Source organism: Salimicrobium album (genome assembly GCF_900107115.1).
GTDB classification, from domain to species: domain Bacteria; phylum Bacillota; class Bacilli; order Bacillales; family Halobacillaceae; genus Salimicrobium; species Salimicrobium album.
This window is the reverse complement of record NZ_FNOS01000002.1, coordinates 210,234-236,767: the sequence shown is the minus strand read 5'-3', so window position 1 is coordinate 236,767 and position 26,534 is coordinate 210,234. Positions and strand designations below refer to the sequence as shown.

Below are 26,534 nucleotides of genomic sequence, written 5' to 3'. Positions count from 1 at the left end.
AGCCAAAGGGAAGCGCCAGAAACGCCGTCACCTGTGGGTCACGAAGGTGGAATTTATGTAGGTTTAATTTTTACCAGTTATGCTAACTTTAAAGCAGTCGATTGTATGAGTATGGTAAAAATCATATGACTTCATATGCTATAATTATGGAAAAGGAGCGAAGCAATATGTGGACTTTTTATGGGAGATATCGACACTTGGAACGTTCATTAATTGTTCTATTTTACAAACATCTAGGTTTTAGAAAATTCTTATAGAAAAATAACAATAGCACCCTATCCAGTTGGACGGGGTGCTAATATCAAACACTGTCGAAAAAGCTATTACTTTGAAAGAAAGTTACAGTCTTTGATTTGAACTTACTATTTATTTTAGCTATTTCCCTATCAATATCTTTTTGATCTCTACGGCTTGTGTGAACACCATAAGCTATCCTTTCTACATTCGATTGTCGAATAGCTTCCACGATGTGATTGTCTTCTTTAGCGAGACTATGCCCAAAAATCGTAATACCTCCACTTAATTGAAAAAGTTTTTTATAACAATGATGCAAGTATTCATTTGAGGTTATTGTTCTTAATTTTTGGTCTGATGTGCCTTCAGATACGAATAAAGGGGTTTTATGGTTCGACATAGTTTCATCAATGCGTTCTAGTAAACTACCAGACTCTCTAAAAACTTTTTTCGTTGCTCCGTTTTCCTTATAAAGATGTAGAGCTCCATGAAGAAAATGAACGGGTTTCTTACCATTATAGGGTGTTGTCGCTTTTATATTAAAAGTAGAATGTTGAAAAAATAAGTCCGCTAATTTATTCTTGTTTTCCATAAGAGCCCAATAAGTTATAAGGTCGTAGTTTGTTGTGAATATACCTTTATTAAAACTTGCGAAAATTTTACCTAGTCTCTCTAACTGATAACGCCTTATTTCGTCAAACCCAATATGTACTCGATGGACGGCTTTGATAAGAGAGTGCTTAATATTTTCATATACCTCTCCAGTTTTATCATTATCGACATATAAAGTTTCATTAATTTTCTTAGTAAGATCAAGTGCATAAAGTATCCATTCGAAATTTGTACTATCAAAATCTTTAAAAACCTGAAGGGCTTCTGCAGAAAACATAGGTCCACTGCTGCTCTCTTCTAAGCTACATAAATCATATAGAGATTTATACCCAAACTCACTAGAAAAAGACATAGCCAGTCCATTACCAAACAGCAAATAAGATCTGTGGCTATCCTTAATATCTTTATAATCTACTAATTTTTCCATCTGATCACCTGCTTTTCATACTGTTGATATATGTTATTATAATGGAAATTTAATGAAAATAAAAACATATCCATCACACCCTACGCTTTTCAAATGTTTATTTTTTAATTATGTATTCCCCTCCCGTAAAGGAGGGGTTCTGTTTACTTCTTCGCATTTTTATAAGCACGTAGAGCAAAGACAGCCGCTTCTGCTCTTGTCACAGGTTCGTCCGGGTTGAACGTATCATTCGGCAGCCCTCTGGCAATGCCCGCTTTTTCCGCTTCTTCCAGTTCGTCTGCATACCACTTATTTTCATCAACGTCTTTAAAAGGCATGTCCGATTCCTCCTGTGTTTGGTATTTGTTATCTTCTTTTTCTGGAGCTTTCTTACTTTCGAGCACCTGCTTCAATTTTGCCTGCGTTTTCGGTCCGGCCAGTCCATCAACAGTAAGTCCATGTTTCTTCTGGAATTTTTCTGTAGTCTCCACTGTCGAAGGACCAAACGATCCATCTGCACCGTGACCGTCCATTGTATAGCCGGCCTCCAGGAGTTTCTTCTGATACAGCTTAACATCGTTTCCTTTATCCCCTTGTCCGAGGACGGGGCGAGGACCTGCACTATCATTGTCTTTACCGTCGTAAGAAATCCCGAAGTAGTCGAGCACTCCTTTTGCATCGGCAATGGCACATTTTTTCCGGTATTCCCTCGAGTCTTCTCCAAAGATTTCTTTGAAATCCTGTTTGTTAGTCATAAACCCATGCTCTATAAGCACTGCCGGCATGTTTGTCTCGCGAAGTACATGGAAGTTCGTCCAGTGACCTCTTCGGGAATAGTGTCTGCCTGATCCATGCAAGTCGATACCTGCGTTTTTAAACTGCGCTACAATGTTATCCGCTAAGCGATTGGCGTTCGAGGATGTTTTCCAAGCAAACACACATGCCCCATCAGCTGCCGGCGTACCAGCATTAGCATGAAATGATACAAACGCCTTCACGTTTCTTCTGTTTGCTCGATACGTCCGCTGATTGAGCGTTACCCTTTCGCCGCTTGCCGGTTGGGTCACGTACACGCGCAAGCCATGACGCTCGACAATTTTTCGAGCCTGTTCGCCCACGTCGCGATTGAAGTGAAATTCTTCGTACTTTTTACCGTTTCTGCGAACGCCTTTACCACCCGTGTCTTCCCATGTATCCTCGTCATGCCCATAGTCAAAAGCTACATCGTATGCCATTCGTAATTCCTCCTTTTGTTTTATTGATTGTTAAACAGATCATTATCTTTGTTTTTAGCTTTTGTTTTACCAGGACGCTGTTTGAGGTTTTCAAACAGACCCGTCGCCATCAGACCTGCTCCAGCACCGGCCCACAGCCTCAACATTAACTCCATGTCTGTAAACGGAGCGGCAGCTGCACCTAATCCTACCCCGACCACTAAAGCGATCAGTGGCACAAAGTTTTTAGGCAGAGACACGGTCTTTTTGACCACCTCCACCACACCTGCGACAAATGGACCAATTACCGTTGCAAACAATAAAACTTGTGTCATCATTTCATTTTCCATTATTTTTTCTCTCCTTTACGTTAATAAATACGGTACTAAAAGAGCGACGAGTGAAAGTATCACCGCCGCCCAAGCTGGCAAGTTTTTCTGCCAGTTATCTTTTTCTTTTACAATGCGTTCAACATCCGATTTATCCGCTTTTTGTTTTAAATCTTTCTGGAGACGTTGCAAGTCATCGTCATCTGCTTTTTTAGCTAATATCGCTTTGTTGTCTTTGGCGACACGTTCTGTCCCTTTGGCGATATCGTAAGTGTTATTCACTTTTTCTTCGATGCTGATAATTTTATCGACTTTGCCATTAAGTTCTGCCATTGAAACTTTCACATCCATCAGCACCCCCATGAATTCTTTCACGTCCTCCATCTCCTTGTTTTCCGGCATCATTGACCCCCTACTGGTTCCGACATAAATGTAAAATAAACTCCCCGCTTTTGCAGGGAGTCTGTTTGTATTTTTTATTTCTTCTTCTTCTTGCCTTTGGCATACTTACCACGACGGCCATATTCTTTGTTCGTTTTCTTTTTACGGGATTGGCCTTGTTTACCCACGGGATCACCTCCTTTAATGATTTTGAGGATGACTGATGATGTCGTCATATTCTTCCTGCGTAAGCATGTGTGGTACTAAAGTTTTTACCTGTTCTTTTGTCACTCTGCCACGTTGCCACATACTCAAAACGAAATTATAATAACCCATCTTTACCACTTCCTTTCATCATGCTTACCTCCATCAACACATTAAAGATAGTAGTTTCCGCTTCATCAATTCGGCGATTTACCCTCTCTTTTTCCTGTTCCTCCGCCGGCTTGCAAAGATGGCTTATGTCTTTGGAGGTGTCCAGCACCCCGTCAAATCTGCCCTCAATGATGATAAAATCTTTCTTCACCTTTGCCGAGAACACACCGCTCTCAATTTGGTTACCTCGGATGACAGGCTTTTCATTAAATTCCTGCGTGTCTAATACTTTATCGCCGTCATACATAATAAATGTGTACATGATTTCCTCCTTTATTGATACGTTACTTCCAATACCGCTCCGGCACTCATGTAAGCGTAACCGCCGCCGTAAATCCCGATACCTTCGGCGTTGCCGTTCTCGAATGCCGAGAAGAGACTGGATCGGATGCCTTCCCATCTTTCCTCGCCCCATTTGAAATTGCCGAGTTCTACGTTGCTTCCTAATGTCGGTTCACCTCCAGGGATGGATGTGTAATTGTGTGTACGGAAACGGATGGTCACGTCAGACGAATAACCGCCCCGTGCTTCCCGTTTCACTTTAATCCGCATCCGTTTTATCGTTTTGCCTTGCAACTCTGCACCAAGACCGCTGAATATCCATAGTCCTTTGTAAGAGCCATATCCGGACCACTCACCTTGTAATGGCTGATTTTTCGCCCAACCACCTTGTGGTCGCCATGCACCGGCATCAATAGCTTTAAAGCGTTTCGTTTTCTCCGGCGGTGGTGGAATGGTGGCGCTTCCGGCATCATGGGAGAAGGTAGAAAGTATTTTACCTCCCTGGCCTTCAAAGGTAGGGTAAGAACTGCTATCCGGCGCTGTACCATAGCCAGTGATGATGCCCCCGAAACGAGCTTCAATACCTGTCGTCTCACCGAATCCTTTACATGCAATAACAGTTAAGTGAGAAGCATAAGACGATCGTATACACCGCTTAACGTCATAAGCCTGTAGGTTACTGAATACGACAGCTCCGTTTTGATTTTCGAAAGCTAAGTCTTGCCCGTTACAATACGCCGCAATATCATCTAACTGACTGCCTGCGGAAGCATTGGTAAGGACACACGGAGACTCTGTGCCATTGACATCAAACCCGCTTACATAAATACGATTGATATTCCTTGTAACCTTGAAAGAGCCGTCTATTTTTGGACGTGGCGTCTGTATATCAAAGGTAATACTGCCACCGCCGACAAACCCGGTCACAAGGACGTTTTCCGAGGTGTTTCCGCTGCTGCCGACAATCTTAATCGTAACGTTGCCCTCATTATATTTAGGGATAGCATTAACACCATCCATCCACAGATCCCCGTTGCTCGGATTAATCTCGATGGTGTAATCGTCATAGTTTGTTTTGACGACAGAGGATGATAAGACATCCCCGATGCGGAGTTCCTGAAATCCTCCGGTGGAAGCGTCCAGTTCTGCAACGTTCTCACCCTCGGCATCTCGCACAACAAAGACCCCATTACCATTGGACGGACCGCCGACAATCAGCTCCCCACCCATCAGACGGTTAAAGAGCATCGTTCCGGCGGTGATTTTATCAGCAGAGAAGCCGGACCCTGTGCCGAATGTGGACCATTCCCACTCTCCATTTGTTTTGGAGTTGGCAATCATCAACCACCCAGGTCCGAGATAAAGCGCTCCATAATCCGGACTTTCGGTGTCGTTGTTCTCAAACAAGAACCCTTTGCCCACAATCTCATGAGCATTGGCATAATTGCCACTCGCCACAATCTGATTCTGCAGAGCGTTTATGGTTCCCTCTAACGTGGAGGTGTTTAATGTGCCGTCCGGATTAAACAGGGATCGTGCTTCATCGCCCCGATTCGCTTCTTCTCTGACCATGCTGGATGATTTTCCGTCTACATAGTAGGTGTCATAGGAGGTGTGTTCTCCTGTAATGTCAGAGACTTTTGCGGTCCAGTTACTCCCGTTCCAGCGTTTGAGTTCATTGGTGGTGCTGTCATACCACAAATCCCCCACACTTTCGGCAGTAGGTGCGGTAGATGAAAAGTACGTCTGAACCTTTTTATCCGCTGTCGCCTGTGCATCTCCGGCACTATTAAGAGCATCCGCAATGCCGCCGTCTTTGGCGTTTTGCCATGCCCCCGACTGATACACGTAAGGTGTGTTGTTATCGTTGGTGTCGTACCATATATCCCCTTCTTGCGCCGTGCCAGGTTCGCTGGACTGATAAAAGGAGGTGATTTTACCATCAGCGGTGGATTGAGCATCCGATGCTTTATTAAGAGCATCTTGTATATCGCCCGTCACTTTGGATGCCGGTACGTTATTGACACGATTGGTGTCATAAGATGTATGACTGCCCGTCTTATCCGCTTTACTCTCCCACTCGCCGGTAAAGTCGTTATAGCGTTTAATCGCATCCCCGTCTATCCATGTAGCAGACGTGTCGGCAGGAGGATTACTGCTCTCTACGATTTTTGATTTGTTGGCAATCTTGCCGAGCAGAGATTGGCGCAGTTTCTCGATTTCTTTTTCGCTGTATTCGATAAATTCTCCGAGTGTGTATTCTTTTTTGGATCGGTCGCTAATGGGAGACTTAATCGCAATAATACGGGAGTCTAAATAGATGGGAGGGTCAAAGTCTGTGACCTTCACTCTCGCTGTGTCTCCCAGAAACACCTGTTCATGCGCACGACCAAATGCCGATGCAATGTTGAGTGCTGTTACTTTGTATTCAATGGCAGATGCTTTGCGCTTGTTTAACTCGGTGCGAGTGTAGCGCTCCAATTCCTCAATGGTCATGTCCTGCCTGTCTGATTCCGGCTCGTAGACCTGCCACTTGTGACGACCGTTGCGCCCCCACACTTGTAGAGCATCTTCGTCTGTGACTTCGACAGCTAACCGTGTGCCGTCCTCTTTCTCCGGTGCTAAACCTAACAAAGCTGTTACCTGGTCTTTCGTGTGTTCCCGTCTTTCGGCGCTTAACAAGTCTTTGCCGGATACAATCTCTTTGCCGGAGTTTTGCCCTCGCTTGCGTATGGCATCCACGAAACGGTAGATATATGGACCATCCTGCTCAATACGAAAACGCAACTCAATATCAAAGGCGGTCGGCAGTAACTGCAGTGCCTCAAACGGGGAGTAATATCTATCCCATGTAATCTTTTGTGTGCCGGAATAATCCGTGATACCCCGTTGCCAGCCGGTGCTGTGTAAAATAGCATCTAACATGGTGTTTAATGTCGCCCCGGTGTACGTTTGCGGGTATAAAGGCTTTTCTTTTTTTAACTCCGTGAATGAGCCTACCGAATACACTTCCAGCGCTTCGTGCGTTTGTACCGTCTCATTGATAATCAACTCACGAAAAAAGCCATCCTCGTCCGGGATGACTGCCTTGTTACCTGCTTTGACATGTTTGTTGACCTCTTTTTCGGGAGGGCGGGAAACATTTTCCCCGCTACCCCCAATAAACATAGAAGCTAACTGTGTGCGCTGACCGCTGGTGGTCATCTGCGATTGGTTTTTGTTGATTTTGGATGGGATGTGAAAATCAAACGTCTCCAGGTTATTCTTTAACTCCCGTGTGTGCATATCCTCGGAATACGGTACATCTTTGCCGATGACGAGCAACAATTCATCTGTCTGCCCATCTAAAACGTGGATGAGCGCCGGTTGTTGTTTGCGCTGTTGCTGTACCTCAGTGTTCGGCTGTTGACCGATGAACATGGAAGCTAATTGCGTTTGTGGCATGGTGTCACCTCCTTAGCATAAAGATTAATTCATTTTTCATGTCTCACTTTTTATAATGGACACGTTTTTAAGCTCAACTGCGCTCGGTGCATCAGCAGGAACTGTAAACCCTATACCTAAAAAACCATCTTTGAAATAGAAGGGGTCTTTCGTGGTGAAGCCTATATTAACGGAGCTTAAATTGTCTTTATCGAATAAGTTTTCCAAGTCCGGGGATGGGTAAGATTTTAGAAAAACCCGTGATGTTGCAGAAATGGAACTTCCAGAAGAATGAGTAACTCTTACATCCTCGAAATTCGTCAAATCCGATCCATTTAAAAGCATGCTGAAATGGAGACTCTTGTAATTTTCGCGTGCAACCCAAAAATAATGCGTGTCACCTGGATCAATCATCGTGTCTTTTATCGTTTCTGTCTTGTTGGTGTCTTTTGATTTAGTCACCAGTGTCTCGTTCGTAATCCTCGTATCTGCCGCCCCATTTTCTCCGGTCTGCGGGATCCATATACCGGAACTGTTTTGTACATAGTTAGCACTGGGGAGAGGATTGCGTTTGCCGGTAACAAGAAAATTGTTCGGCGTGTCATCTTCGTGTTGCGGTTGAAAGGCTAGTATTTTCTGTCCGTTGAAATCGACAATATCATTAAACATATTCGTTGCCATTGTCTCACTCCTTTATTTGTAAGCATCGCGCCATGTGATTTCTGTGTCATACGCACCCTCCGGAAACACGTGGAGTGTGTTATACCCAGGGTCTAAGTCAAAATAAGCGCTACCGAAATCATATTTAAGATCGGTGCGCTCTTCGCCGTTGATGCGGATGACTGCTTTTTGGTGGTCTACTTCGATGACATCGCCCGGCTCGACAATGTAAGGGATGCCGCCCGGTTGTTTGTTCGTCTTTTTGACCACAATATCTTTCATATACATTTCACTTGCGCCAATTGCCGGCCACGCTCTCATGGCAATTTGTATTTGCGTAATATCGGCGGTGTGTTTGTCCTCATAATCCATGATTCTGCGACGATCAGACACGTAAATAAAATCCCCGTTATCTGCGTTATACGAGAAATAAGGGAGCATCATGTAATGCCCTTCCGGGGTCATGTAGCGGTAGAAACCTATTTTACCTTGAAAGTTATTCCACCCATTGTGCAGATCATGATAATCAGCGTATCGTTCCGAGTTATCCGGGCCGAGCTGCATTTTCCCCTGTACACGATTTGTGCCACGCCATACATCCTCAATCCCGACTTTAGCCACGGTGTTGTTATTGGCATCGAGAAAGTAAATTTCAATCATGCCTGTTTCGTTACTGTTGCCGAGGTTTTTTAACTGCACATTGGCTTCAAAAAAGATGTCGCCTACGGGTTCCGGGAGACTGCGTTTCTTCGCTGGACCCTGCCAGCCGTGCGGTTCCTGCGCTAATCCGTATGAATCCGGGTGGAAGCCGTCTACGGTTCCGATCATTTGCCCGCCGACGTACCCGTTATCAACATAACCAGCGTCCGTCCACCCGACTAACGACTCCCCGCTTTCCGTCAGTATTGTTGTGGATGGCGAATATGGCGTTTGGTCTAATCTGCCTGGATCACCGACCCGCATATATTCACCGTTTTCTTTTACGATGTCGATAAACGTTGCGGATTGTTTGGCGGTAGCACGAAAGACAGGAGGAGTTTCTGCGTTTCCTTCATTAATGACGGTGTGACCATCGGTGAATGTTTCTCTCTTTTCCTCCCCATATTTGTACGGGTCCGGGCAGAGGAATGTTAGTGTGCCTTTGCGCAATCGGCTTATTTTCTCAATCTTTTCCGGCGCAACATCTAACATGGCAAAATAAGTGAGACCAGGTTCGTCATCAAACTGTAAGGGCAGAACCATTTCTGCATACAACCACTCTGCCAGTTCGTTATATCTTTCCACATCGGTTAGTCCATCATCAGATAAAAAAGCGATAGGCTGATTGATACGGAGCATTTTAATATCTGTTCCAGTTACATGAGCGCCCCTCTTTCCCGGTACGGAAAACGTTTGTCGTTCAAAGGGAGCAAAAGGGGATTTGGTTCGCCCCCGTTCTAAAATCAGCCACGGCTTGCGCTGACCATTAAACGTCATAGAAGGTAAACTCATATGTTAGTCCCTCCTTTCTCTGTTGCGATTTTGAAACTCTGTAACTGCAGGTTCAATTTGTCTTCCAACTGAGCGCCCATCCAGATAGACGTTATTGTCTTTGAGGACAAGCTGCGTTAAGAGTTCCACTTGTTCGCTTAATTTCTCGATAATCTCATTGGATCTGTTATCCGATTGTCCTACATTACTGCTTCGTAATTCGGATGGACGTTTATTTCTGCTTCCTGTTCTATTAATGTCTTTGCCAGCCAATGCAAGCAACTTCATAGCTTCTGTACGGCGTTTCGGGTCCGTCGGAATGACATATTCCGGATGTCCTTCTTCCGCAAGCTCATACATGCCCTGCTTCTTAATCAGACCGCCTGTGGCATAACTAGCCGTCGGACGTACCGCACGACCATTCTTCCGCACCTCGTAGTGTAGGTGAGGACCGGTGGAGTTACCTGTCGTGCCCAAACGGCCAACGATAGAGCCGCGTTTAATCATTTGTCCGGTACGTACAGAGATACTATTTAAGTGAGCGTACAGATGCTCAAAAGCACCTGTGGCGACTTTAACTAAGTTACCAAAGCCACCGCCCCATCCTGCATAGCTGACACGACCGCCGGTTTGTGCAGGGATTGGTGTTCCCATTGGTCCGCCGTAGTCATCCCCACCGTGGAGCTTCCAACGTTTTTGGATCGGGTGGAATCGCATACCAAAGCTACTTGTTTTCGTAAGCCCTGCATTAATACGACCGCCGCCGGATGTACCGCCGCCACCAAATCCGCTCATCTTGTCTTTAATGTAGTCAATCGCTTTATCTTTGACGGTGTTAAATCCGCCTTTGGCCATCTTACCGATAGCTGATGCGGTGGAAGGGATCTCAATACCCAATTTGTTCAGAGCGATATTCAGCAGCTTGCCAGGATTTTTCATATAATCCCATGCTTGCCCTGTCCAGTCCTTCACGGCATTGGCTCCAGCTTTAATACCGCTGCCGATTTTGCCGACAAGGTTTTTGGCTCCGCTCCACAAATTCGTACCAAAAGCATATTCCGGGATGATTTTCCGTGTTTCTTTGGCAGATAAGACCTCTGCGCCTTTTGGCAGGTTGGTCAATGTCGGGCGGTCCGGACTTAATGCATAATCGTTGCCATGCTTGATAAGCTCACGTCCGGCATTACTGCCTTTGCCGTCACCGACCCATGCAGCACCGCCGGGATGTTTTCCTGTACCGTGTGCATATTTCGGCACGTCCCAATTCGGGATATCTGCATTGATGCCGAGTTTGCCTGTGACCCAGTTCACCCCGTCAATAACGCCGTTGACCCCTTTGCCGAGTCCTTCTGCCATTTTGTTAGCGATGGATTTGGCTCCGGATTTCACTTTGCCACCCATTTTGACGAGACCATCCTTCATGCGCCCTGGCATGTCCTTGACGGCCTGTACCATGTTGCCAACATATTCTTTCGTTTTGTCACGGATACCGCGGAAGATGGACCCGACTTTATCCTTAAAAGATTGAAATTTATTTTTCGCTGTATCAACTAAATTTTGGGCTGTACTGACGACTCTATCCTTCAAATTGGTCCAGATGCTTTGGACTTTGTCACGGATGGCACGGAAAATCGAACGTAGTAAATGCTGGAATTTTTTGATCCGGTACTGCACCGTGCGAACCAAACCGCGAACAATATTGACGACCCCATCCTTCAAAGAAGTCCAAATATTTTTTACGGTCTGCCAGAAACCGCGGAACATGTCACCGATCCGTGAAACAAAATTAGAGAAACGATTTCTCGCTCCGCTGACCAAATTTTTTACGATGTTGATGACACTATTTTTCAAAAATGACCAAATATTGCCTACCGTTTGACCGAGTTTGCTGAACGTATTGCTTATCCAGCTACCCATCGCAGAAAAGCGATTACGGACACCGCTGACAATGTTTTTAACAAATCCAGTTATAGCGTTAAGAATAGATTTCCAAGAGCCTTTGAAGGAGCTTAAGAGCAGTTTGCCGAGCGAGACAACCCCTTTAAGGAGTTTGCCCCAAAACATCAACTGAACAAAGTTCCAGATGCCTTGTAGTGCGCCTGTGAAAACCTGCTTGATACCTTCCCACATTTTGGAAAAATTGCCAGTAAAAAGACCTGCAAAAACCTTTACAAGCCCCATAATTACGTCTAGTGCCCCTGATATAACGCCCTTGATATTGCCCCAGACCGACTTGATCAGCGCGAGGACGGCAGGCATTACAAAATCGATAACGGCGAAAATGGCCTTCATGACTTTGGAGACAATGTTACCTATATTGGTAAGGGCCTCCACAATAGTCGCTTCGTTCTTGCGCCAAAATTCACGGAGCACCTGTAGCTGGTCTTTGAAGAAAGTAACGACGACTTTTAAAGCTTCTTTCAGTTTCGCTAGTCCCTGCTGTGCCAGTTCCTTAATTTTTGACATAAGACGATTGATAAAGTTACGGAAGGTTTCCGATTTTTTATAAGCGAGCGTGAAGCCTGCAGCTAACGATGCGATAATTCCTATGGTGATTCCGACTGGACCGGTCAGAGCTGTCAATCCTAGTCGTAACCATTTCAACATCCCTCCTGCTTTTGCAATGCTTCGTGCGACAGGAGCAAGTGCCGTCATCATGTTACCGAGCAATCCTACAAGCAGACCCCCGGCTACTAATAGAGGACCGATAGCTGCACCGAAACCCGCAACAGCCAAAGCAACAATCTTAAATTTCGGGCTGAGATCGTTAAGCCAGTTTACAAACTGCTGTACTTTCTCCGCTCCTTTTTCAAGAGCCGGCCGCATGATTTCATAAATGGATATTGCAAATCCTTCCAGTCCCGACTTGATTCGTCGGAGCGTTCCGCCTAACTGTCCTTCCATCGTTTCTGACATTTTTTGAGCAGCACCTTCTGACTTGCTTATGGATCCGCTCAATTTGTCGTAATCTTCCTGGGATGTATTGATGACGGATAATGCACCCGACATTGCTTCCTTCCCAAAGATCGTTGCCGCTGCACTTGCCTGTTGTTCTTTGGATAGACCGGAGAACGACCCACGCAATTCCTGCATAATCTGATCAAATGTTTTCATTTCACCTTCGCTGTTGGTCAGCGAAATGCCAAGCTGCTGCATCTTATCTTTCATGGCACTGGTCGGTTTAGCCAAGTTTGTCATCATGGTACGTAGAGCTGTACCTGCTTTTTCTCCTTTGATACCATTGTTGGCCATAAGTCCGATAGCTTTGGAGGTGTCCTGCATAGTAAATCCTAAAGACCCTGCAACAGGAGCTACATATTTGAAGGCATTACCCAGACCTGCGACGTCTGTGTTTGCATTGGCGGATGTCGCCGCTAACACGTCTGCCATTTTTGCAGAGTCTTTCGCCTTCAAACCAAAAGCAGACAGGGAGTCGGTGACGATATCCGAAACACTGGATAAATCTTCACCCGATGCAGCTGCAAGGTTCATCACACCCGGCAAAGCTCCCATCATCTGTTTGGTATCAAAGCCAGCTAATGCCATGTAATTTAAGGCATCGGCTGATTCGCTTGCGCTAAATTTTGTTGTTTTCCCCATCTCTTTCGCCTTGTTGCGCAATTGCTCCATGTCTCCGCTTGTTGCTCCGGAGACCGCTTGCACTTTTGCCATACTGTCATCAAAGTCGATGCCTGTTTTAACAGCTGCCGCACCTAATCCGATTAAAGGAGCCGTAACAAACATAGCCATGCTTTTTCCGGTGTTTTTCATTTTGTCGCCGACGTTCGTCAGTTTACTGCCGGCGCTTTCCATTTTATCGCCCAGCTTCGTCCATCCGGATGCGGCAATGCGTTGTTGTTCTTTCATCTTCTTTAAATCTTCGGTTGTATTTTCGAGTTGCCGCTCCATGCGGTTTAAGTTATCCGCCTGTTTGTTGTATTCGCCAGCCAGATCGTTCGCTGCTTTGGAGTTACGCCCCTGTTCCTCTACCGCTTTAGCGTGCTTATCAGCCAGGTCGGAAACGTTCTTCCGCTGTTTGGTCACATCTTCGTTGAGAGATGCTACTGCTTTTTCATAATTGGAGACGGATTTTTCTCCATATTTCAGATTATTTGCATTGGTTTTTACGGTAGAATTAAGCCCTTTAAAGCTACGTTTGATCTCGGTTAAGCTACGGTCTATCCCCGCTTTATCCAAATCTAAACCGATGCTCAGACCCTCAATGCGATCTGCCATTTTCTCACCTGCCTTTCTTTATAAAAGGTCGAAGAAGGAATTGCTTTCTTCCGGTTCATGTTCTTTTCTTAAGATTTCTACTACATAATGGAAAGGCATTTTCAAAACTTCATTGATATCCTTGCCTTCTTTCATAAGATCCATTGCAAGATCGTCCATGTATTGAAGCTGCTTCTCATACGTGAAATCGTCGTCTGTTAGTTTTTGCTCTCCAGGAACTTTTTTGTTGCACTGGATTGATCGCCTTGCGCCACAAACATGATTTGGTTCTGCAATTCTTCTACACCGTCGGGAGCGTGGAGACGGTCGTAAATATCATCTTTCGTAAACTGAGCACCATAGATATCATTGGCGACAAAATCGGCAAGACGGTCCATAATATCCAGTTCCGCCATTCCTTCTTTATCAAGTTCCGCCTGCATCCCGATAGCATCCCGGACTTTAGAGAAAGGTAAAAACATCGGGGTCCAGTAAGTGTCCAGCTTCACTTCTCCGCCCTTTTCAACTTCTTCCGGATTTTTCACCAATTGGATCATATTTCGTTTCATATTAGCCATAATCAAATTCCTCCTTTTAATAAATAAAAAAAGAACAGGAACAACCCTACTCTTTCACTTTTTTGATTAATACTTTTTTTGCGTTATTATTTTCAGATGATAGCTCTTTGATTCGTTCCGCAGACACTTTCTTGTTGGCGGGTCTGGGGAAAGTATCGTTTTCCACATATGCCTTTCCTGTTTCCTTGTCGCGGAAACCTGCGACTACTTTATATTTCGCCATGCTCATCACCTCCTGTATTGCTTTTACATAGGCGTAGGATGCTTTATCCTGTCGCACGTAACTAAAATCATCTTCAAAAGGCGTGTGATTGGTATATTTCCCTTTAAAAAACAGTTCTTTATCATTGGTAACGCCGGCATTGTGGAAAATCTTTGTTTCCTCATACCGTTTCATGTCATTTGTTGGCCAGGAGAAGTCCATTTCTTTCGGCACTTCTACCTCTTTACCGAAATGGTGCACGTTCCATAGCTGCGCCCACATTTCCGCTGTCCACCGTTGGATTGGCACATAACTGGCATCATGTTTCTTTTTATATTCAGCTTCTACGTTGGTGAGAAAACGGAACAGATTCACCGAGTCCTTGTAAACTTTCTTCCAATATTCATAGGTTGGCTTTTTCAATAACCACTGCGCCCCGCCAATAGGGTCTTTTTCTCTGATTAATCCTTCATCCACACCCACCACATCACACATGCGCTTTAGAAGTCCCTCTCCCTTGCTGTCGATATAATCAACACTTAGGTAGGGATGGCAGTCAGAAGCTACCCATGTGCTTTCTGTGGGCTTCGATGTCGGCATTTCTCGGATTAATACGTCACTATCTATATAAAAATAGGTATCGTTTTCCCTGGATGGGTCTTCTTGCAGATAGCGCATCCACAGATAAGGTTTGATGGACGGTATATAAGCTTTGTCGGTGCGCTCATCCTTATATGAGTGGACATCTACTCCGTAATTTTCTTTAAAAAAAGAAGGGATGCGGTTGTCCTGCTTTGTAAAAAGCAAGACAATATCCGTCACCCCTATTTGTTGCAAGCGTGTGAGACATACTTCTAGTTCCCACTCAAAACGCTTGATCGCCGGTTGGCATAAAATGACTTTCATTTACGCCACCCCTTTTTATGCAGATGTTGTAGATGTGGTTGTGCCGGCATCAGGGTGCGCTTTACCGAAAATAGCCTGGAATAGCGCGTCTCTGTTTGTCGTTTCGCCTGCTTTGTCATAACCGACAAGATACGTGATTTCTTCCTCTACACCTTCCACGTCACGAGACATAAACTGTCCGGTAGTTTCGGTGGAGCCGAACTCGATAGAGCCACTCTCTTTGGTAGCACCTTCCGTGTTCGGAGCAGTGAAAATACCTTTCGTAAACCCGATCCACTCTTTGCCGCCACCTTCTGCAGTTTTTGCAAAGACACACGCGACATACGGCGGTTTAGGCTCAGCCGACATGCCGTGCAGACCATTAACAGATACCAGGCCGTAAATCTTGGCTTTATCTTCAATCGGGATATCGTGGAATGTTGTTGTAAGACTCGTGGAGTCGGTAGAAACAGCCATTGCTGCAATCTTGTTATCCCCGTTTGCTTTCACTACTTCCTGCGGTGTTTCAATGCTAATGTTCTGCAAGAACTCAATGCGTTCCGGTGCCGCTTCCGTGATAGCATTCGTGTTTTCATCCAGCACGCCATAATAAAATTCTTTCAGACCTGTAAAGCTGCGATAGTTTTTCGTCGCCATCAATAATCACTCCTCATTTTATAGTTACTACTTTACCGGTGTATCGACGAGCAATGCGGAAAATGCCTGTCTCGGCATCCCACTCATCTAACCCGGAGTTATTTTCCATAATGCCTATTTCTTCTAAAACAGAACGGATCCGTTTGGCAATGTCTTTTGTCTGATCCCGATTCAGCGTCATCACGTCTATCTGATAAAGAAACTCCTCCGATGTCGGTTTGTTGTCACCATAATCAGCACTCATACCGGGTGCAAGAGGATCAATCACAATATAAGGGGCTGTAACGTCTCCCGTCGGGGGAAATTCATAATACTTAATGCGACCCTCCGCCTGTGACCGAATATAATCATCAGCGATCAACACCTCGTATATATTCTCGATCATGATTACAGCCCCCTCTCGATTGCTTGTTTAATCGCCTGTTTGTATGCTTTCTCGGAGTTTTTAACTGCCCTGGCAATAGCCCCCTTGCCTGGAGGGTTGCGTTTTCGGATTGTCCCGAATTCGTTCAAGTGTATGATGCGGTAGCGACCATGCGGTCCTTTCCAATACACGTCAATCACTCTTTTTCCGTTAATAGTTCTGGGTTCGGATGCAGTGATTTCTTCAAGGGAATATCCCTGTGAATATCCTTCTCCATCTGAGAACGTACTGAATTCAGACTTAAGGTTTTCTAAAAAAACCAAAGAGGCAGCTTTCAGGGCAGCATCACTGACTTGTTGCATTCCGTTTTCGCCAAAACGACTCTCTAACTCCTTGAGCACTTTCTGCATGCCTTTGACCTCTGCACTCATGATGTGCGCTCCGCAATGATGTTGATATAGCGATGGTCCTGCAGGTTTGGTTGGACTTCTTTAATGCGATACGGCGCATTGCTGTAATAGACCGACTGCACACTCACGTAATGTTTGTTCGACGGCACATAACTACCGTGCGGATCACGTATCTTTAACGTGATGTCGGAGAGTGTACCGTTTGCTTTTGCCTGCTCCATATCCCGCAGCCACACTTCATCCACCTGCGCAAAGCAGTCAAAGAGCGTTGCCTTCTGATGTTCGCCTGGTTCGGGCCCCGGATTCGGCTGATACTCGTAAAAGGTAACAGGCGTGCGTAAATCTCCGGACGTCGTAGTGGGGCGCTTGTATTTTTCATGAAACATTTACACCCCTCCGTCCGTTGTTGTTGTCGTGGTGGTCGTAGCTTCATCAGACATTCGTTGAAATTCAATATCCAACCCTAACCCAGTGATATCCTCCGCAAAATTATTTTTAAAATACTCCAACGCATCATTGTAAACATATCGTGTGCGCTCAAATACTAACTCTTTAGCCTGCAAATCAATATGAGACTCCCCTTTTATATCAAAAGGACCACAATCTCCCTGAATTGCCACCACAGAAAAAGAGAGCAACCTTTTTAAATTAGGATCCTCCCCGTCATGTGATATATGCATCCGATCTTTGAACTCTTGCAGAATTTCCGGAGTGATTGTAGTAATCATTTAGCTACCTCCTTAGACGGCGGCAGTCGTTGTTGTCGTTGTGGACGCATTGCTGATATTAAGATCATATACCTGAGCCGCGTTGTTATCTTTCGGTTTACCTGTCGCAAAACGCTTAGCGATAAACACGTCTGCGTCTTCCAACGCCAGTGTTTCACGGTACCGATTAACTTCTACACCGCCGCCGACAGCTGCAATGTATTCATCACGAACAAAGAAAAGGACTTTGCCTCTTGGAACGAACACAGATTCTGTCATCGTTGGATTGAACGGAAGGTTCGTCACATAAACGCCGTTCGCATTTTGGATCGTAGCGTTTGCCTGAATGTCGAACGTATCAAAAGGGTTTGTAACCATGACGATTTTGTTTGCTACTTCACGCGGTTGCTCAGCAACATTTCCGTCTTTGTCCAGTTTCTCGGCAAGCTTTTTCACCACGTCCCTCATTTCATTGATGACTGGACGACCAGGTTCAAACGTAAGCGTGCCGGCAGATGTTTTATCCGTAACAGCACCCGTGTCTTTGTTGACATCTTTCAACAGTCCCGTCGGTTCGTTGTTGTTCATGCCCTTACCAGCGACATAGCCGCGCTCCAGACCCGCTTTCATCGCTTCTGCAATGATGGTACGTACATAACGCTCGATCCATACCGGACCAAGTTGCAGCATGTCTTTCGCGATCGGCACAAAAGCCGTGAGTTTCAATTGTTCAATTTTTTCTTTGCGGAACGTAGCGTTCAGCTGTCCTTTAATCTCGTCAAACAATGGACCCCATACCGCTTGACCGCTCGGATCGTTGGAATAAATGAACTCCGTTACCGCTCCGAGGTTTTGAATGCCAATAGCTTCTAGTAGAGGATGATCTTTAACGATGTCTTCAAACACACGTTCCTGCGTCGTTTCCGGAAGTGTATCGCTCTCTTTAAACCCACCTTCTTCAATCACGGCATTAAAGAACTTCGTTTCTTCACTGGTCAGTACATTTTGGCCCCGGGATTGCAGTGCTACATTGTCAGCCATTTGCGTGTTCACTTGATTAAGGATGTCTTCTTTTGCATCAATAGCAAGAGAGTCCAGCATTTCGTTCAGAGCTTGCGCCTGTTCTTCTTCCGTTCCCTCCTGTGTCGCTTTGGCAAATGCTTGTTTCTTATCTTCAAAATTATTAAATTTGATTGTCATGTGTCATTCTCCTTTATTTGTTTGATTTGTTATTTAGATTCAAAAAAAGGCTACTCACGTTTCGTTGAGCAGGCTTCGGATCTTGATTATTCGGTTCTGGATTAATCGGTTGTTGCGATTGCTGGAACTCATTCAGCATTTCTTTCCTAAAATCATCAAACATCTGTTGCATGGTACTTGCATCCACACCCTCGGTAGAAGAAGGTTCATTTCCACCTCCTTCTAATGGCTCCGCTCTTTTGCTGGATTTACGATTAGCAAACCCTTTTTCGACAGCTTCGTCAGCGGTAAACCACGATTCTTTCACAAGTAGATCATCGAGTTCTTCTTTGGAAAGACCTGTCTGTTCTTCGTAAATGTCAACCAGGGATCCGTCGATTGTTTCCAGTGCATTAATCGCTTTATTCAGATCCGTCTTATCTCCCCATGCAATTGTAGATGCCTGGTGAATCATCATGGACGTACCAGTGTTCATGACTATGTCATCCGCTCCCATTGAAATAATGGATGCTGCAGACGCCGCTAATGCTGTAACTTCAATAGTCACATGAGACGGGTGATTTTTAAGATAGTTATAAATCTCAATGCCTTCAAATGCATCCCCGCCACCGGAATTCAGTTTAATATGAATATCCATATCCACATCATCTAACTCTTTCGCGATATCTTCCGCATTGATGGTTTTGATTTCCAGCATCCGGTCGATCCAGTCCGGTTTTGCCACAACTCCTGAAAGTGTAAGGATATGTTTGTTATCCCTCACTTCATTCGTAAATTGATATTTCATACCATTTTTTATGAGCTGTTCTCTCGTCATTCTTTATCACCCCCTTCAATTGTTTCTGTGTAGTTTTTCGTAATCACATACTCTTCTAAAATAGGTTCATCCACCCTCTCATCACCAAGTTTTTCACGCAATTCGTTGCCATTATAAATACCGCCCGAACGTAATTTATCCACCGCACTAGCCAGATCGAAAATATCACGATAAGACACTCTCCGAATGTCCATCCGTTCTCCGTTCAGATAATCCTTCTTCTCGATAACCTTACCGCCAAACTCATCTTTGATTTTTTTGAGGAGAGGATCAATGCAGAAAGTCATAAAGTTACGTGTGTTCTTTTCTACATCCGCCATGTCTCCATGAATTAAAGCAGGAGGGATCCCCATCACTTTCGCCAGGTGATCCAGAAATCCATTGGTTACTTTGTTGATTTCATCTACACTGGCACCGGACGCACGATTGGATTTTTCTTCATAGACAAACCCTCTCTGCTGCGGAACGATGGCAAATGCTTTTTTACGAAACGCGTCGTACATGTCATCGATGAACTTTTGAAGTTTTCGCTTCGTTTCCGGATCCTTACTGTTCACGTTCTCCAAATCGACAGTCGAACGAATCTGATTATTATACTTTTGAAATTCGAACATGCGCCCGAACAGTTCCCCGTAGTCGGAGAACAGACCAGTGATCATTCGTGATACGTCTTCGTTGCTATATTGCAGATAGAACACGTCGCTTGCTCGGAACGACCGCTGAAAGGTGTAGTTTTTGATTGTCACATCTTTGAAGATGTCTTCCACCAATCCGTATTCAATGCGAGTAAAATCATCGGCAATCAGCAAATCATTACTGTCTGACTTGATAATTAGACACTCATTATCATGGATGAGCTTATGGACGACGGTCTGCCAGAACTGGCTGGCGGATTGATTCTTGTTCGGACGTACATTCATCCGATAATAAAATTCATCATAGACGACGTCCTTACCTTTCTTGACCCGGAACTCTGACTGACTGATGGTGCGGGCAATCATATTCACGCACGTTTCAATAGCCAGTCGCTTCAAATACACCCGGTTGGATGTATCTTCGATCAAATCAAAATCATACATCCAGTCGAGTTCGCTGTTTTTTTTGAATATATCGAAAAAACCTATGTGTACCACCCCCTTTATTTAAAAAACGATTTCATCCAGATAAAAGTCTTGCGCTTCTTCAAATACTTCATTCGCTTCCCAGAGAGAATAGATAAACGCCTGGAATCCATCTGTCTTCCGTCGCACTTCATCTTTCTTCAGATATTCTTTATTCCCATCTTTTTTAATATGGACGTACACGTTGTTTGTCATCCAACGCATGAGAGGGTTATCTCCAAATATGATTTTGCGTTCAGCAAACAATGTCTCTACCGTTTGTGACAGTTGGGAGTGTATCGCTTTTGGATTTCGTATATACCTGACGTCAAACCCTGCTGCTTCCAGTGCAGGTTTCACCAGATCAAGACGGAACATATCAACAACAATCCTGTCCACCCCGTAGGTCTCTCTCATTTTTACAAACCAATCGACGACGTGGTCCATACTGATGACTGGGCCATCAACGATGGTTAACAGCCCTTGCTTTTCCCATTCATCTATTGGAGCTTTGATATTCACATTTTGTAAAAACTCCCTCCGAACGAAAGAGTGGGTTTTCCAGATATAATCTTCTCCGTCTTTGAATGTGAGACCGGCAGAGGCAAAGTCTCGCACGGACGCATAGTCTAATCCACCGACGGCCGGCTGTTGTTCCAAATCAGGCATCGGACGGTTTGTCGCCTTTATCTCCTCAATTGTAGCGACGGACGTGGTAAGATCCGTGGCTGGTCGGTTCATTCGTTTTGTCATAAATCGAATACGGGCCGACGGTTTCGAGTTACCGAGAGCAATGTACTGTGATTTCACTTTCCGGAACAGGTTTTGTGCATAATCGTTCATCGGTTCATGAAACATAGGGTTCGCTTTCTGCCAGCAGCTGTAATCTTCCATCTCGTCATCACTATCCAGCGTGGCCATGAATGGGAACATGGGATCTTCCGGAGCTTCCCCGTGTAGCACATTAATGGCTCTTTCTTTCATGTCATCTAAAAAACCACCGCGGCGGAAACCATCCGTAGTGATGAAGAACTCACGACTGTTTCTTACTTTACCAAGACCGGAGGAAAACACGTCTACAATCTCGGAATCTTCATACTCGTGAACTTCATCGTAAATGACCGCTCCGTCTCGTCTTGTATCTTTGGATTTAGGGTTGGACGTTTCGTATTCGACCAGGCTTCCGTTCTGTTTATTGGTGATGTCGGACCCCCGAGCTTTAAAAATCGCCTTTAACACTTGACTCCGGGAAGAACTTTCAATAGCTTCATAGATTTCATTGAAAGATGTTTTCGCCTGTTTCTCGCTGTTCGCCACAATCGGAATTACATACTTATCAATGCCGTGAAGAGGACTGATAAAAAAGAGGCATAAAGAAGAAATTAATCCGTTCTTCCCTGCCCCTCTCGCTTTATATAAAAAGAACTGTTCAAATACCGGGTGATCTCCATCTTTGTAATAAAGGAAAACAAAAGCCGTAATGAACTTCTGAAAAGGTTCAAGAGGAAACAGGTTCTTTTTGGTGAACTTGATATAATTCTCATGCTCCTCTGTATTGAAATAGATATCATCCCGATTCAGAATATGCTCTTTTAAATAATTAAATAAAAGAACCACGTATGAACTGACTTTGATTTCGCCCGCTTCATATTGGTTCATATAATACGTGACGTGCTTATTCTCTATCATTTACATCAAATCGCTTGCGTTGAATTTTTGTACAGGTTCTGATGCAGCTGCTTTCAAGTCCAGTGCATCCAGAATACGGATCATCCGATCGTTTGTTTTATGGAGATCAGCAATGGAAGGATTGGACTTCGGCCCATGCATCCCCGTCACTTTGATTCCGATTTCCTCGATATCGTCAATGAGTTTACATTTCAAATCCCATAATGAAAGATAATCCTGGATTAAATCAGAGTAATGCTTTCCGGTGATCGTCTTACCTTCGAGCTGCTCCTGCAAATCTTTTTCAATCCTTTTCCGAATCGTCGATCGTTTCAGTTTTGCCACCGTCCTCCCTCCTTTCCTTTGATTTCCATTTATTGTAAAAAGACTATACACGAGGATTTTCCATATTTTTGCGGGAGACGAGACCACTCCCCGGTCTCCTGCGGTTCAAAAACGACCAAAATTATTTAAGGGGGGGATTATTTTTTGTGAATTCCCCTTATCTTCTTTCTCTCTTCTGCAGCATCCAAGTAAATCCTCATCGCCGAGTCCAATCTGCTTTGCACATCATGGACTTCTTTCGCCCATTCTTCCTCTCTCTTTAATAGTTTTTTATAATCACTCGACGAAACAATTACTGTTTCATGACTTTCCGCATCATCAGCTTTCGTCATTACACCTCGACAATCACCATCAACACCTTCGCACATGACAGTCTGTGGCACTGGTACATTCCGAAATGAATACTCTTTACTTCTATCACATGATACACACTTATAAGTTTGTGTCACTATCATTGTTCTTCCTCCTTCACCTTATAACCTAACCAGACTGATGCTTCTAGCAGTAAGCGGTTCAATGCATGGAACTCATCATGAGTCAGCACCTTCTTCTCTATGTCTCTCTCAAGTAATCCTTCTAATGTTTCGCATGCTTCCTGTACATGAATAGCACTCATGGATTGTCACCCCCGAAGTTCTTATAAGATATCCAGTTCATCATCGGCCCATCGATTCTTCTCCCATTCCTTCCACACTCTTCCGTGTGCCAGATTGTGATGGTATAAGCACACCGTCTCCAGATTATCCAGATCGAGAGCAAGATCCGGACGTTCTTCAATCTCCTGGATATGGTGCACATTCATCTTGATCTCTTTGCGTTTCCCGTCTTCCTTCACGCTATCAAGATTAACGTACCCAAGTCTCTTGCATTCCTGGCACTCATAGTTATCTTTCTTCAGAGCTTCCTGCCTCAATCGTTTCCAGTCACCCGAATTATAAAAACGTTTCTTCTGATGTTCTGTTTTATATTCTGTCATGCGCATCACACCTTTGCGGTAGTCCCATATAAAAAGCCACCCACCGAAGTGAGTGACTTGATATGTTATGCCCTATAATAATTCTCTACATAGTCTGTAATGTAATGCTTCATGGTTGCTTCATCTATCTTCTTATCTTTATACGCCTGTTCACATTCTTTCACCAGATCCATAAGCTCCTGCTCTGGTGTCTGATTCTTTTTCTTGCTATGCTGTACAGCTTTATATCCACCATAGATAACAGGTGTCCATGTAATAGCTGTGGTCTTCATCCCGGCTTTGGTCATCGACTTACCAGTGCGTTGCATAGCTTCTCCAGTGCTTTCTACCTTATCAGCAAGACCACTCCACTTTCTTGATTTCTTGTTCATTTTCTCCAGTTTGTTAATCTGTTTCTCAAACTTCCGTTTCTCTCCACCTTCGGCTGTTTCTAGCTCCGCCTTTAGGTCTGCAATCTCCTGATCTCTCTGTTCAATGACTTCTTCTACGGTCATGTCTTTGTTATTCATTCAATCTCCTCCTTTATCGTTACCTTTATCTTACAGGTACGACGCGGAGAAAGGAAGGTTTCGTTTACTTATAACGCTTCATCGCCTCGCGGAGTAACACCAAACTTTTTTCCATTACAGGCGTTGGTCCGGAGACGATAGTCACTAATCTCTCCCGCACAAAAAACGCCACCGTAAGCACCCCGTCGATATCGCTGATGTATTGTGCCTGGATGTTCATGCCTCCGTCAACCCCGTCAGTAACACGAATATTATCCCCATAATCAACAGCCCTGTGATGGTCATGATGATCCGTCCTCTCAGGTATAAATGAAAAGAGACCCGGCATGACGTCCGGATCTCTCCTCTTAGAAGATATGTCTTCGGTCATTATCTTTCCACACTACCATAATATCAAGAAATTGCGGGCCATTTGCACAATGTTTGCAACTATCTCCACCCGATTTTATCTGCAATCAAAAGGATCACCTCTTTGCGAAGCTTCATCGCTGTGTTCCGATGCATGTTGAGCTGGACGGAAACGTCATACCAATTCAGTCGTTTCCCGCTCCAATATTTCGTTCGGATCACTTTACGATGGTCTTCACTAACTAGATCATATGCATAGTCTATTGCTACGATGATCTCCTCCAGGTTCCGTAACGTTCGGTGCGTGAGAAGTCGTGTAGCCACTCTTTCGGTAGGCCGCCCCGGATCAGATGTTCCATTACTCCCCACATTTTCGTCCACGTCATCGTCATACGGATTAATGATCTCCTGACGCAGCTTCCTTATTTCTTTCAGCGTATCTTTATAGGTATACAGTTCACTTTCGATGTGTTTGAATGTTGCTTTCTTGATGTTCGTGACTGTCATATTATTCAGCGACCCCCGCTTCTTCGATTTGTGCTTTTACCGCATCCATCAGAGCGTCCTGTCCTTTTTCCTTGCCCTGAAGCACGCGCAGCACTTTCTGATCGATCGTATTCTCGGAGAGAATGTGGTGAATGAAAACGACTTCTTCCTGCCCTTGCCGGTGCAGTCTGGCATTCGCCTGCTGATAAAGCTCCAGAGACCAGGGAAGACCGAACCATACAATGATGTGCCCTCCCTGCTGCAAGTTCAGTCCATGTCCTGCAGATGCCGGATGCGCTAATAGCAGAGGAACCTCTCCCGCATTCCAATCTTTCATTACGTCTTCATGTTCATCCAGTGTCATCGCTTCCTTGAACTTCTTTTTGATCCGGTCCCGGTCATGCTGGAAACTGTAAAACACCAGGATGGATTGGCCTTGCGCCTCCTGCACAATCTCTTCCAGAGCTTCCAGTTTCTTATCATGGATCAGCTGCACGCCTCTGTCTTCATTGTAGCTGGCTCCGTTTGACAGCTGCAGCAGCTTTTGTGTCAGAGCCCCTGCATTATCCGCAATGATGTCGCCCTCTTCAAATTCCAATATCTTCTCTTTCTGCAGATCTTCATAAAAAGCTCTTTCTTTTTTCGTCATTTTCACCGTAATCGTATTATCGATTCGATCCGGCAATTCGATATAATCACGACTTTTCATGCTTACACAAATATCATCGATCTGTTCATAGATATGCTTTTCCGCTTCTGGACGCAGCGTATATTTTTCAATAAATCCTGCTCCTGTGTGGATCGGGTAAAAATATCGCATTTTATAATATTGCTGGGTCTGACCTAAACGTTCGCCCCGATCTACGAGATATATCTGACTCCACAAGTCCAGCAGGCTATTCGGTGCCGGTGTGCCTGTAAGACCGACAAACCTGTCAAACAGAGGGCTTATTTTCTTCAGATGCTTGAATCGTTTCGATGATGGATCTTTGAAGCTGGACAACTCGTCCACTACCAGCATATCGAAAGGTGGTTTCCGCCCACGCTCCCGGTAGTAGTTGATCAGCCACACCACATTGTCCCGATTGATGATATAAATATCGGCATCGGTCAAAAGCGCCTGTCGTCGGTCCTTCTCTTTCCCGAGAACTTTTGATATTTTCAAGTGTTTGGTATGATCCCATTTTTTCACTTCCTGACTCCATGTATCCCTCGCCACTCGTAACGGAGCAATCACTAACACTTTGCTGATTTCTGCATAGTCATAGATAAGCTGTTCAACTGCTGTAAGCGTTGAAATCGTTTTGCCGAGCCCCATGTCGAGGAAGAGGGCATATTTCTTATTGTTCAGAATCTGATTAATGGCATACCGCTGATAATCGTGAGGTTGGAACTCAATCCCCATCCATAACCCTCCTCATGAATTCATCCACTTCTTCTTTGTTGGAAACGGTGTGCACGTGCTGCCCTAACGATTCGAATTGTTCTTTTCTTTTCTGCTGCAGCTTCCGGAGTTTCTGCCCCGGTCGTTTCACTTCTACGAAAAATAATCGTCCTCCAGGTACCATGCAGATCCGATCCGGCACTCCCGATAATCCCGGAGATTCAAATTTCACACACCATCCGTTTCTCTTTTCAATGTTCGTTTTTAGATACGTTTCGACGTCTTTTTCTCTCATAC

31 protein-coding genes are annotated in these 26,534 nt (G+C 44.7%); all 31 read right to left on the bottom strand.

Translation table 11 applies throughout. The features are described from left to right. Nucleotides 1–301: 301 nt before the first annotated feature. The 31 genes from BLU03_RS04700 to BLU03_RS04560 all read right to left on the bottom strand — a co-directional run bounded on the left by BLU03_RS04700 (nucleotide 302) and on the right by BLU03_RS04560 (nucleotide 26,532). Complete coding sequence (locus BLU03_RS04700) at nucleotides 302–1,273, bottom strand: DUF4917 family protein (RefSeq protein WP_093106036.1); 972 nt, start codon at nucleotides 1,271–1,273, stop codon at nucleotides 302–304. Between the two features lie 143 nt (nucleotides 1,274–1,416). After that, a complete protein-coding gene (locus tag BLU03_RS04695) occupies nucleotides 1,417–2,487 on the bottom strand; it encodes an N-acetylmuramoyl-L-alanine amidase (protein ID WP_093106034.1) in 1,071 nt (356 codons plus the stop codon). A gap of 20 nt (nucleotides 2,488–2,507) precedes the next feature. Continuing rightward, nucleotides 2,508–2,816, bottom strand: a complete 309-nt coding sequence (locus BLU03_RS04690) for a holin (protein WP_407690261.1) — start codon at nucleotides 2,814–2,816, stop codon at nucleotides 2,508–2,510. Nucleotides 2,817–2,831: 15 nt separating this feature from the next. Next, nucleotides 2,832–3,170 (bottom strand): hypothetical protein, encoded by a 339-nt coding sequence (locus tag BLU03_RS04685; RefSeq protein WP_143023815.1) that lies wholly within the window; start codon nucleotides 3,168–3,170, stop codon nucleotides 2,832–2,834. 207 nt (nucleotides 3,171–3,377) lie between these two features. After that, nucleotides 3,378–3,485, bottom strand: a complete 108-nt coding sequence (locus tag BLU03_RS13855; RefSeq protein WP_407690264.1) for an XkdX family protein — start codon at nucleotides 3,483–3,485, stop codon at nucleotides 3,378–3,380. Nucleotides 3,486–3,498: 13 nt separating this feature from the next. Beyond that, complete coding sequence (locus tag BLU03_RS04675) at nucleotides 3,499–3,813, bottom strand: hypothetical protein (protein ID WP_093106026.1); 315 nt, start codon at nucleotides 3,811–3,813, stop codon at nucleotides 3,499–3,501. Nucleotides 3,814–3,824: 11 nt separating this feature from the next. Then, nucleotides 3,825–7,001: a phage tail spike protein gene (locus BLU03_RS04670; RefSeq protein ID WP_245698741.1), complete on the bottom strand. Its 3,177-nt coding sequence runs from the start codon at nucleotides 6,999–7,001 to the stop codon at nucleotides 3,825–3,827. A gap of 312 nt (nucleotides 7,002–7,313) precedes the next feature. After that, entirely contained in the window at nucleotides 7,314–7,937 is a 624-nt protein-coding gene (locus BLU03_RS04665) for a hypothetical protein (protein WP_093106021.1), read from the bottom strand. Between the two features lie 12 nt (nucleotides 7,938–7,949). Continuing rightward, nucleotides 7,950–9,407 carry a distal tail protein Dit gene (locus BLU03_RS04660; protein ID WP_093106018.1) on the bottom strand — a complete coding sequence of 486 codons (1,458 nt, stop codon included), beginning with the start codon at nucleotides 9,405–9,407 and terminating at the stop codon, nucleotides 7,950–7,952. A gap of 3 nt (nucleotides 9,408–9,410) precedes the next feature. Further along, nucleotides 9,411–13,622 (bottom strand): phage tail tape measure protein, encoded by a 4,212-nt coding sequence (locus BLU03_RS04655; RefSeq protein ID WP_093106016.1) that lies wholly within the window; start codon nucleotides 13,620–13,622, stop codon nucleotides 9,411–9,413. A gap of 18 nt (nucleotides 13,623–13,640) precedes the next feature. After that, nucleotides 13,641–13,766, bottom strand: a complete 126-nt coding sequence (gene gpGT, locus BLU03_RS13640; protein WP_407690263.1) for a phage tail assembly chaperone GT — start codon at nucleotides 13,764–13,766, stop codon at nucleotides 13,641–13,643. A 53-nt stretch (nucleotides 13,767–13,819) separates the two neighbouring features. After that, entirely contained in the window at nucleotides 13,820–14,179 is a 360-nt protein-coding gene (gpG, locus tag BLU03_RS04650) for a phage tail assembly chaperone G (RefSeq protein ID WP_093106013.1), read from the bottom strand. 46 nt (nucleotides 14,180–14,225) lie between these two features. Beyond that, the gene (locus BLU03_RS04645) at nucleotides 14,226–15,287 is read right to left on the bottom strand and encodes a hypothetical protein (RefSeq protein WP_093106011.1); all 1,062 of its coding nucleotides are present in this window, start codon (nucleotides 15,285–15,287) and stop codon (nucleotides 14,226–14,228) included. Between the two features lie 15 nt (nucleotides 15,288–15,302). Further along, nucleotides 15,303–15,923, bottom strand: coding sequence for a major tail protein (locus BLU03_RS04640; protein ID WP_093106008.1), 621 nt, complete (start codon nucleotides 15,921–15,923; stop codon nucleotides 15,303–15,305). A 13-nt stretch (nucleotides 15,924–15,936) separates the two neighbouring features. Further along, on the bottom strand, nucleotides 15,937–16,308 hold the full coding sequence (gene gp17 / locus BLU03_RS04635) for a tail completion protein gp17 (protein ID WP_093106006.1): 372 nt from the start codon (nucleotides 16,306–16,308) through the stop codon (nucleotides 15,937–15,939). Nucleotides 16,309–16,310: 2 nt separating this feature from the next. Beyond that, on the bottom strand, nucleotides 16,311–16,718 hold the full coding sequence (locus tag BLU03_RS04630) for a hypothetical protein (RefSeq protein ID WP_093106003.1): 408 nt from the start codon (nucleotides 16,716–16,718) through the stop codon (nucleotides 16,311–16,313). Further along, nucleotides 16,715–17,083 carry a phage head-tail adapter protein gene (locus BLU03_RS04625; protein ID WP_093106000.1) on the bottom strand — a complete coding sequence of 123 codons (369 nt, stop codon included), beginning with the start codon at nucleotides 17,081–17,083 and terminating at the stop codon, nucleotides 16,715–16,717. The genes BLU03_RS04630 and BLU03_RS04625 overlap by 4 nt, the downstream gene beginning before the upstream one ends. Further along, nucleotides 17,084–17,425 carry a phage gp6-like head-tail connector protein gene (locus BLU03_RS04620; protein ID WP_245698719.1) on the bottom strand — a complete coding sequence of 114 codons (342 nt, stop codon included), beginning with the start codon at nucleotides 17,423–17,425 and terminating at the stop codon, nucleotides 17,084–17,086. Nucleotides 17,426–17,437: 12 nt separating this feature from the next. Next, nucleotides 17,438–18,604, bottom strand: coding sequence for a phage major capsid protein (locus BLU03_RS04615; RefSeq protein WP_093105998.1), 1,167 nt, complete (start codon nucleotides 18,602–18,604; stop codon nucleotides 17,438–17,440). A gap of 13 nt (nucleotides 18,605–18,617) precedes the next feature. Then, complete coding sequence (locus BLU03_RS04610) at nucleotides 18,618–19,421, bottom strand: head maturation protease, ClpP-related (protein ID WP_093105996.1); 804 nt, start codon at nucleotides 19,419–19,421, stop codon at nucleotides 18,618–18,620. Then, nucleotides 19,418–20,554, bottom strand: coding sequence for a phage portal protein (locus BLU03_RS04605; protein WP_245698717.1), 1,137 nt, complete (start codon nucleotides 20,552–20,554; stop codon nucleotides 19,418–19,420). Before BLU03_RS04605 ends, BLU03_RS04610 begins: the two co-directional genes overlap by 4 nt. Nucleotides 20,555–20,563: 9 nt before the next feature. After that, nucleotides 20,564–22,210, bottom strand: a complete 1,647-nt coding sequence (locus BLU03_RS04600; protein ID WP_093105994.1) for a terminase TerL endonuclease subunit — start codon at nucleotides 22,208–22,210, stop codon at nucleotides 20,564–20,566. Then, on the bottom strand, nucleotides 22,211–22,534 hold the full coding sequence (locus BLU03_RS04595) for a hypothetical protein (RefSeq protein ID WP_093105991.1): 324 nt from the start codon (nucleotides 22,532–22,534) through the stop codon (nucleotides 22,211–22,213). A 137-nt stretch (nucleotides 22,535–22,671) separates the two neighbouring features. Further along, nucleotides 22,672–22,989: a hypothetical protein gene (locus tag BLU03_RS04590; protein WP_093105989.1), complete on the bottom strand. Its 318-nt coding sequence runs from the start codon at nucleotides 22,987–22,989 to the stop codon at nucleotides 22,672–22,674. Then, entirely contained in the window at nucleotides 22,986–23,150 is a 165-nt protein-coding gene (locus BLU03_RS13635) for a hypothetical protein (protein WP_176765411.1), read from the bottom strand. Before BLU03_RS13635 ends, BLU03_RS04590 begins: the two co-directional genes overlap by 4 nt. A gap of 21 nt (nucleotides 23,151–23,171) precedes the next feature. Beyond that, complete coding sequence (locus tag BLU03_RS04585) at nucleotides 23,172–23,510, bottom strand: HNH endonuclease (protein ID WP_093105987.1); 339 nt, start codon at nucleotides 23,508–23,510, stop codon at nucleotides 23,172–23,174. Nucleotides 23,511–23,575: 65 nt separating this feature from the next. Beyond that, entirely contained in the window at nucleotides 23,576–24,019 is a 444-nt protein-coding gene (locus tag BLU03_RS04580; protein ID WP_093105984.1) for a hypothetical protein, read from the bottom strand. 64 nt (nucleotides 24,020–24,083) lie between these two features. Next, complete coding sequence (locus tag BLU03_RS04575) at nucleotides 24,084–24,389, bottom strand: hypothetical protein (protein WP_143023814.1); 306 nt, start codon at nucleotides 24,387–24,389, stop codon at nucleotides 24,084–24,086. Nucleotides 24,390–24,448: 59 nt separating this feature from the next. Then, complete coding sequence (locus tag BLU03_RS04570) at nucleotides 24,449–24,874, bottom strand: hypothetical protein (RefSeq protein WP_093105979.1); 426 nt, start codon at nucleotides 24,872–24,874, stop codon at nucleotides 24,449–24,451. A gap of 1 nt (nucleotide 24,875) precedes the next feature. Further along, entirely contained in the window at nucleotides 24,876–26,258 is a 1,383-nt protein-coding gene (locus BLU03_RS04565) for a DEAD/DEAH box helicase (protein WP_093105976.1), read from the bottom strand. Next, entirely contained in the window at nucleotides 26,248–26,532 is a 285-nt protein-coding gene (locus BLU03_RS04560) for a VRR-NUC domain-containing protein (RefSeq protein WP_093105974.1), read from the bottom strand. The genes BLU03_RS04565 and BLU03_RS04560 overlap by 11 nt, the downstream gene beginning before the upstream one ends. Nucleotides 26,533–26,534 lie beyond the last annotated feature (2 nt).

Coding starts and splice junctions, on each gene's coding strand:
- BLU03_RS04580 (WP_093105984.1), bottom strand. CDS start 24,019: ATGAATAACAAAGACATGACCGTAGAAGAAGTCATTGAACAGAGAGAT.
- BLU03_RS04570 (WP_093105979.1), bottom strand. CDS start 24,874: ATGACAGTCACGAACATCAAGAAAGCAACATTCAAACACATCGAAAGT.
- BLU03_RS04700 (WP_093106036.1), bottom strand. CDS start 1,273: ATGGAAAAATTAGTAGATTATAAAGATATTAAGGATAGCCACAGATCT.
- BLU03_RS04600 (WP_093105994.1), bottom strand. CDS start 22,210: ATGATAGAGAATAAGCACGTCACGTATTATATGAACCAATATGAAGCG.
- BLU03_RS04575 (WP_143023814.1), bottom strand. CDS start 24,389: ATGACCGAAGACATATCTTCTAAGAGGAGAGATCCGGACGTCATGCCG.
- BLU03_RS13855 (WP_407690264.1), bottom strand. CDS start 3,485: ATGTGGCAACGTGGCAGAGTGACAAAAGAACAGGTAAAAACTTTAGTA.
- BLU03_RS04625 (WP_093106000.1), bottom strand. CDS start 17,083: ATGTTTCATGAAAAATACAAGCGCCCCACTACGACGTCCGGAGATTTA.
- BLU03_RS04565 (WP_093105976.1), bottom strand. CDS start 26,258: ATGGGGATTGAGTTCCAACCTCACGATTATCAGCGGTATGCCATTAAT.
- BLU03_RS04620 (WP_245698719.1), bottom strand. CDS start 17,425: ATGATTACTACAATCACTCCGGAAATTCTGCAAGAGTTCAAAGATCGG.
- BLU03_RS04560 (WP_093105974.1), bottom strand. CDS start 26,532: ATGAGAGAAAAAGACGTCGAAACGTATCTAAAAACGAACATTGAAAAG.
- gpGT (WP_407690263.1), bottom strand. CDS start 13,766: ATGGATCTTATGAAAGAAGGCAAGGATATCAATGAAGTTTTGAAAATG.
- BLU03_RS13635 (WP_176765411.1), bottom strand. CDS start 23,150: ATGAGTGCTATTCATGTACAGGAAGCATGCGAAACATTAGAAGGATTA.
- BLU03_RS04630 (WP_093106003.1), bottom strand. CDS start 16,718: ATGAGTGCAGAGGTCAAAGGCATGCAGAAAGTGCTCAAGGAGTTAGAG.
- BLU03_RS04675 (WP_093106026.1), bottom strand. CDS start 3,813: ATGTACACATTTATTATGTATGACGGCGATAAAGTATTAGACACGCAG.
- BLU03_RS04640 (WP_093106008.1), bottom strand. CDS start 15,923: ATGGCGACGAAAAACTATCGCAGCTTTACAGGTCTGAAAGAATTTTAT.
- BLU03_RS04585 (WP_093105987.1), bottom strand. CDS start 23,510: ATGACAGAATATAAAACAGAACATCAGAAGAAACGTTTTTATAATTCG.
- BLU03_RS04590 (WP_093105989.1), bottom strand. CDS start 22,989: ATGATAGTGACACAAACTTATAAGTGTGTATCATGTGATAGAAGTAAA.
- BLU03_RS04645 (WP_093106011.1), bottom strand. CDS start 15,287: ATGAAAGTCATTTTATGCCAACCGGCGATCAAGCGTTTTGAGTGGGAA.
- BLU03_RS04655 (WP_093106016.1), bottom strand. CDS start 13,622: ATGGCAGATCGCATTGAGGGTCTGAGCATCGGTTTAGATTTGGATAAA.
- gp17 (WP_093106006.1), bottom strand. CDS start 16,308: ATGATCGAGAATATATACGAGGTGTTGATCGCTGATGATTATATTCGG.
- gpG (WP_093106013.1), bottom strand. CDS start 14,179: ATGGCTAATATGAAACGAAATATGATCCAATTGGTGAAAAATCCGGAA.
- BLU03_RS04615 (WP_093105998.1), bottom strand. CDS start 18,604: ATGACAATCAAATTTAATAATTTTGAAGATAAGAAACAAGCATTTGCC.
- BLU03_RS04670 (WP_245698741.1), bottom strand. CDS start 7,001: ATGTTTATTGGGGGTAGCGGGGAAAATGTTTCCCGCCCTCCCGAAAAA.
- BLU03_RS04695 (WP_093106034.1), bottom strand. CDS start 2,487: ATGGCATACGATGTAGCTTTTGACTATGGGCATGACGAGGATACATGG.
- BLU03_RS04665 (WP_093106021.1), bottom strand. CDS start 7,937: ATGGCAACGAATATGTTTAATGATATTGTCGATTTCAACGGACAGAAA.
- BLU03_RS04690 (WP_407690261.1), bottom strand. CDS start 2,816: ATGGAAAATGAAATGATGACACAAGTTTTATTGTTTGCAACGGTAATT.
- BLU03_RS04660 (WP_093106018.1), bottom strand. CDS start 9,407: ATGAGTTTACCTTCTATGACGTTTAATGGTCAGCGCAAGCCGTGGCTG.
- BLU03_RS04610 (WP_093105996.1), bottom strand. CDS start 19,421: ATGACGAGAGAACAGCTCATAAAAAATGGTATGAAATATCAATTTACG.